The organism is Acidimicrobiales bacterium (assembly GCA_036273495.1).
Taxonomy (GTDB): Bacteria; Actinomycetota; Acidimicrobiia; order Acidimicrobiales; family JAJPHE01; genus DASSEU01.
The window spans coordinates 1-5,105 of the sequence record DASUHN010000416.1 but is presented as its reverse complement, the minus strand read 5'-3'; the positions used below and the strand labels follow the sequence as shown (position 1 = coordinate 5,105).

The 5,105-nt window shown below is 70.2% G+C and carries 6 protein-coding genes; all 6 read right to left on the bottom strand.

Annotation, left to right across the window (positions count from 1 at the left end; translation table 11 throughout):
• Positions 1-1,398: putative baseplate assembly protein (locus tag VFW24_18155; protein HEX5268694.1), on the bottom strand; the 1,398-nt coding region annotated here is incomplete at its 3' end.
• Positions 1,399-1,400: 2 nt separating this feature from the next.
• On the bottom strand, positions 1,401-1,799 hold the full coding sequence (locus tag VFW24_18150; GenBank protein ID HEX5268693.1) for a GPW/gp25 family protein: 399 nt from the start codon (positions 1,797-1,799) through the stop codon (positions 1,401-1,403).
• Between the two features lie 3 nt (positions 1,800-1,802).
• Positions 1,803-3,602 (bottom strand): VgrG-related protein, encoded by a 1,800-nt coding sequence (locus VFW24_18145; GenBank protein HEX5268692.1) that lies wholly within the window; start codon positions 3,600-3,602, stop codon positions 1,803-1,805.
• A complete protein-coding gene (locus VFW24_18140; protein ID HEX5268691.1) occupies positions 3,599-4,336 on the bottom strand; it encodes a LysM peptidoglycan-binding domain-containing protein in 738 nt (245 codons plus the stop codon). The genes VFW24_18145 and VFW24_18140 overlap by 4 nt, the downstream gene beginning before the upstream one ends.
• A 10-nt stretch (positions 4,337-4,346) precedes the next feature.
• On the bottom strand, positions 4,347-4,829 hold the full coding sequence (locus tag VFW24_18135) for a phage tail protein (GenBank protein HEX5268690.1): 483 nt from the start codon (positions 4,827-4,829) through the stop codon (positions 4,347-4,349).
• Positions 4,830-4,845: 16 nt separating this feature from the next.
• Positions 4,846-5,105 (bottom strand): hypothetical protein (locus VFW24_18130; protein ID HEX5268689.1); only part of this gene is annotated, 260 nt, incomplete at its 5' end.

Below are 5,105 nucleotides of genomic sequence, written 5' to 3'. Positions count from 1 at the left end.
GGCCTGGCGGGCCAGGTGCTCGTAGTCCTCGGCCGTCACGGCCCGCTCGATGGTCCGCAGGGTGATCGGCCCCCGGACCTTCGCCTCTTCGACGGTCTCCCCGTCGATCCCTCCGCGCGCCGCGTAGCGGTTCTCGACCCGGGCCACGAACGGGATGGTGGTGCGGCACACCCGGATGGCCGCCGCCGCCACGTTCCCGCGCCTGCCACCCCCCGTCCAGTACCTGCCGACGCGCAGGGCGGCACCGGGAGGCGGCACGTAGCCGTGCTGGGTGACGGTGCCGTCGGGGTTGCGCACCGCCGGCCCGAGAACGATCTCGCCCACGACCGGGTCGACGCTGAAATGCCGGTCGTCGGGACCGCTGTGGGCAAAGTGCTCGACCTCGGTCCAGGTCTCCCAGCCCTCGCCCTCCGCCACCTCGAGGGTGACCGGCTCCCCCGCGCGCACGATGGGCGTGCGACGCACGACGAAGCGCTGGCCCGGGATGCCTTCGGAGAAGCCGACGTCCTCCCCCTCGATGACCTCGCCCTGGATGGCCGCGACCGTCCCTCCGATGGTGGCGGCGTCGATGCGGCCGATGCTCGGGGAATGGCTGTAGAAGGCCTGACCCTCGACCGGCTCCAGCAGCCGGGCCCGGAGCCAGCCCGCCCGCAGCTGGCGGACCAGCGCCATCTGGTGGCCGGCGGGGACGTGGAGGACCACCTCCCCGTTCTGGTTGAACCCGCCCGTGGTGTCCCGGTCGACCTCGCACGGCAGCCAGTCCGTGCCGTCGAAGGCCTCCCACGCGATCGGCGGGTGGGCGGGATCGACACCGACACCCTCGGTGCCGCACGCCAGGCGCAGGCTCACCGCGCACGAGGGCACCGCCGCCGTCAGCCCGATCAGGAGGGCGTCACCGGGAGCGGGCTGCTCGGCGAAGGCGGCCACCTCGTCGAGGGCGATGGTGTCGGTGTGGTTGCGCCAGCTCCCGTCGGCCAGGACCGAGCAGAGGAAGTCCCGCTCGCAGTTCACCAGCTCGAGGTCGGCGGCGGTCGTGAAGGTCACGGCCGGGTTGGCCTGGTCCCCGCGCGGCGTGGCGACGACGCTCCCGGCCCTCACGTCGATCGACACCGGTTGGGGCGTGGACAGCCAGAAGGTGACGTCGGTGCGCGCCGGGGTCGGCGGGAACAGCTTCACCCCGATGAGGTCGAGGAAGCGCACGTAGTTCTTGTCCGGGACGCGGTTCACCCGGTACAGCAGCTGGTCGACCATGTAGGCGAAGGCCTCGATCAGGGTGACGCCGGGATCGGAGACGTTGTGGTCGGTCCACTCCGGGCAGCGCTTCTGGACCAGGCGCTTGGCGTCGTCGACGAGGTTCTGGAAGCGGCGGTCGTCGAGATTGGGGGCGGGGAGCGCCACCGTCAGTCCTCCTCGGGAATCACGTAGAAGGGAAACACCAGGCTGCGGGGGTCGTAGGTGCCCTTCTTCGCGTAGCGGATGTCGATGTACATGCAGTTGCGCTGCACCACGTCGACGGTCACGTCGACGGTCATCACCTCGATGCGCGGCTCCCACATGGCCAGCGCCGCCTCGACCGCCGCCTTGAGCCGGCCGGCGGTGGTCATGTCGGCGGGGTCGAACAGGTAGTCGTGGATGGCGCACCCGAACTCCGGGCGCATGGGACGCTCTCCCTTGGCGGTGGCCAGGATCAGGTGGATGGCCTGCTCGAGCTCGTCGTCGGAGCTGGCCAGGGCAATGCCGCCCCCGCTCGACGTGCCCAGGGGAAACGCCCACCCCTTGCCCACGAACTGCTCGGCCACGGCTCAGCCCTCCCCGAGCATGATCACGCTGCCCGCCACCATGACCGCGCCCTCGGCCGTGACGGTGACGTCACCCTCACCGGAGAGGTTGAGCGACTCGCCGTTGATCGCCACCTCGCCGCCCTCCAGGGTGAGGGCGCCCTCGGTGGTGATCGAGATGTCCCCCCCGGCGGTGATGGAGAGCTCGGCCGCCGCCTCCACGTTGATCATGCCGGCGGACACGATCTGGATGGCCTGCTCCATGGCGTCGATCCGGATGAGGCAGTCCTCCTCGCCGGAGATCAGGGTTATCCCCTGGGCCTCCTCGCCGTCCTGGAACTGGATCATGTGGCGCATGCGGGACTGGATGCGCCGCTCGTTCACCAGACCCTCGACGTCGGGCGGCGGTATCGGCGGCATGGTCATGTTGTAGAGGCACCCGAGCACGTACGGGGAGTTGATGTCCCCCCGGTCGAACGCCACCAGCACCTCGGTGCCGACCTCGGGGATCCACAGGCATCCCGAGCCCTCGGTGACGTGGTCCTGGCGGACGCGGGCGAAGTCCGACACGTACATGTCGTCCAGCCACGGGAAGCGGACCTTGACCCGGGCCAGCTCGAGCGGGTCCTCGGAGTCGACCACCTCGGCCACCACCACGCCGGGGATGGTCGGGCGCACGGCATGGGTCCCGCCCCCGCCGCCCCCCGGGCTGGACAGGGCCAGCAGCGACCGGTTCCGGCGCCCGCCGATGGTGAACCAGGTGGTGTAGCCGGACGAACCGGGGATGAAGCGGTGCTTGGCCTCCGATACGACGTACATCCCGTCGAACGGGATCCCCGCCATCCCCAGGCTGACGTTGCTGCCGGCCACTACCGACGGCGACCCGTAGCACTCCCCGTACATCTCGATGGACGAGCTGGCGATCTGCGAGGCCACGGCGCGCGCCCGGGTCTCCGCCGCCCCCTCGTTGGGGTAGTTGCGGTCGGTCACGACGAACTGGACGCCCCCGAGCATCTCCCCGATGGCGGCGGGCTCCACCGCCGGGTCGACGCTCTGCACGGCGGTGGTGATGGCGGGCGCCTCGCCGATCACCTCGATGCCCTCGATGGGGTCCCAGCCCCGCACCTGGACCACGCCCACCTGGTCAGCGCCGGTGACCGACGCCTTGAGCCGCAGGAGGTTCTTGCCGAGGACCAGCTGGGTCCCCGACACCACCGGCTCCTCGTAGCTCATGACCGGGGGCAGGCCCTCCTCGGCGATCCCGCTCGGGCAGAAGTTGAACAACCCCTCGGCGTCCATGTAGGCGTCGTAGCCCTCGAGCTCGGCCAGCTGCTGGATGAACACCCAGTCGCTCACGTTGGCCTGGTTGAGCTGCAGGTAGGGGGTGGCGGTGGGGATGATCTCGCCCGGGAGGACCTCGGCCTCCCCGAGGATCAGCGCCACCGCCTCGGAGGCCACCATGTCGGGCAGGGCACGCGTGGCCGTGCCCTTCATCAGGCGGTGGCTCATGTCGAGGCCGCGGACGATGGTCCGCGAACCGGTGGGGCCGTAGTCGAGCTCGAGGGCCGTCACCTCGCCGGTGAACAGCGGCATCGGGACCTCGCCCGTCTCCACCTGGATGGTGAGGATCACGCCGATAGTGATCACCCCGGCCGTCAGGATCAGGTCGGGCCCGCCCTGAAAGACCAGCTTGGCCTGGTCGGGGAGGAACAGGCTCGAGTCCACCTCGGCCTCGATCAGGTACCCCGCCACGATCGGGTCGAGGGGAGCGCCGTCGATCTCGACGTACGCCTGTACGGAGTTGATCCCGGTCAGCGTGCTCATCGGCGGGGCAGCTCCACCTCGGAGCGGTCCGGCAGGAGCAGCTCGGCGCCGATCCGCAGCCGGCTGGGGTCGTCGATGCCGTTGACCTCGGCCACCGAGCGCCACGCCGCCGCCTTGCCGTAGGTGCGGTGGGCAATCGACGCCAGGCTGTCACCCTCCACCACGACCCGGCTCTTGCGCGGGACGAGGCCGCCGCTGGTGGGGTTGGTCATCGGCAGGGGCGTGGAGATCGACCGCATGGTCAGGCTGACCTCGGCACGCACCGGCAGGCCCAGGCGGAACAGCTTGTAGGACACCTGCACGCTCTCCACGTTGCCGAGGAAGTGCTGGGTGGCGCCCCACGAGAAGTCCACGATCGGGGGCATGGGAGGACCGATCAGCTCGCTGGCGGGCGTCGGCTCGGTCCAGGAGAGCAGCATCGCCACGCACACGGGCACGCTCTGCGCCACCCCGACGGCGCCGGATAGCCCGGTGTCGTCGAACAGCAGGCTCACGCTGAGCGTGCTGGGGGACGGACCGTTGTATGTGGTCATCCCCTCCTTGACGTCGCCGACCTGGTTGTCGGTGTGCAGGTTGGCGGACTTCTGGATCGAGAACTCGTTGGGGTTGATCCGGCAGGTGATCTCCTCGGGCGGCTCGGTGGCCGCCACCAGGCGCGCCGACACGAGCTGGCTCATCGCCATCTTGCCGGCCTGTACGCCGACGTCCTGTGCGGTGCTCGACCAGTCGGTCACGACCGTCTCCTTAGAGGAACCCCTGGTAGGCCAGCTCGAGGGTCTCGGTGGCCACCTGGAGGCTGTTGATGTCGAACTCGGGCCCGGTCCAGCGCACCGGCACCACTCCGTAGAGGTCCCAGCAGAGGATCGTCTTGCCGGCGGGGTCGAGGGCGGTGATGGTCGCGGTGGTGCCGCTGCCGAGCATGCTGAAGCTCGACAGCCACGCCATGACCATGCTGGTCTCGGCGCAGATCGGCCGGGACAGCTGCAGGTTGGTGTACTTGAAGCGTCCGGTCAGCTGGTGCATGAACAGTCCCATGCCGCCGTCGGTGCGGGAGTCGACCTCCAGCTCGATACCGAGGCCGGTGCACTTCGACCACGCCCCGAGAAGGCTGCGATCGATGTTCACCTCGAAGAACACGCTGAGGCCGGGATCGAGGTTGGGGTTGCTCAGGCCCGCCGACGCCGACAGGTCGTTCTTCATGTTCCCGACGTTGCCGAGGAAGCTCATCGTCGCCTACCTGCTCTCACCAGGTGCCGTACATGTCGGTAAGGAGGCCGGAGCGGTCGCGGTCCTCCCGGAGGCCGGCCCGCAGCTCGTGGCGGAGGACGGGGAAGAGGAGGCGGGCCAGCTTCTCCAGCTCCTTCGGGGACGGCGGGACCACGTGCGAGTGCGCGTCCGACGACGAGCCCGGCTCGCAGATCCGCTGCACCGGACCGGCGGGCACGGTCGTCGGGGCCGCCGCGCCCGTGGCGGCGCCGGGTGCGTGGGCGGTGATGGGGGCTG

What these genes read in the sequence shown, in the direction of transcription:
- VFW24_18135 (HEX5268690.1), bottom strand. Translation starts at nt 4,829, where the DNA reads ATGAGCTTCCTCGGCAACGTCGGGAACATGAAGAACGACCTGTCGGCG.
- VFW24_18145 (HEX5268692.1), bottom strand. Translation starts at nt 3,602, where the DNA reads ATGAGCACGCTGACCGGGATCAACTCCGTACAGGCGTACGTCGAGATC.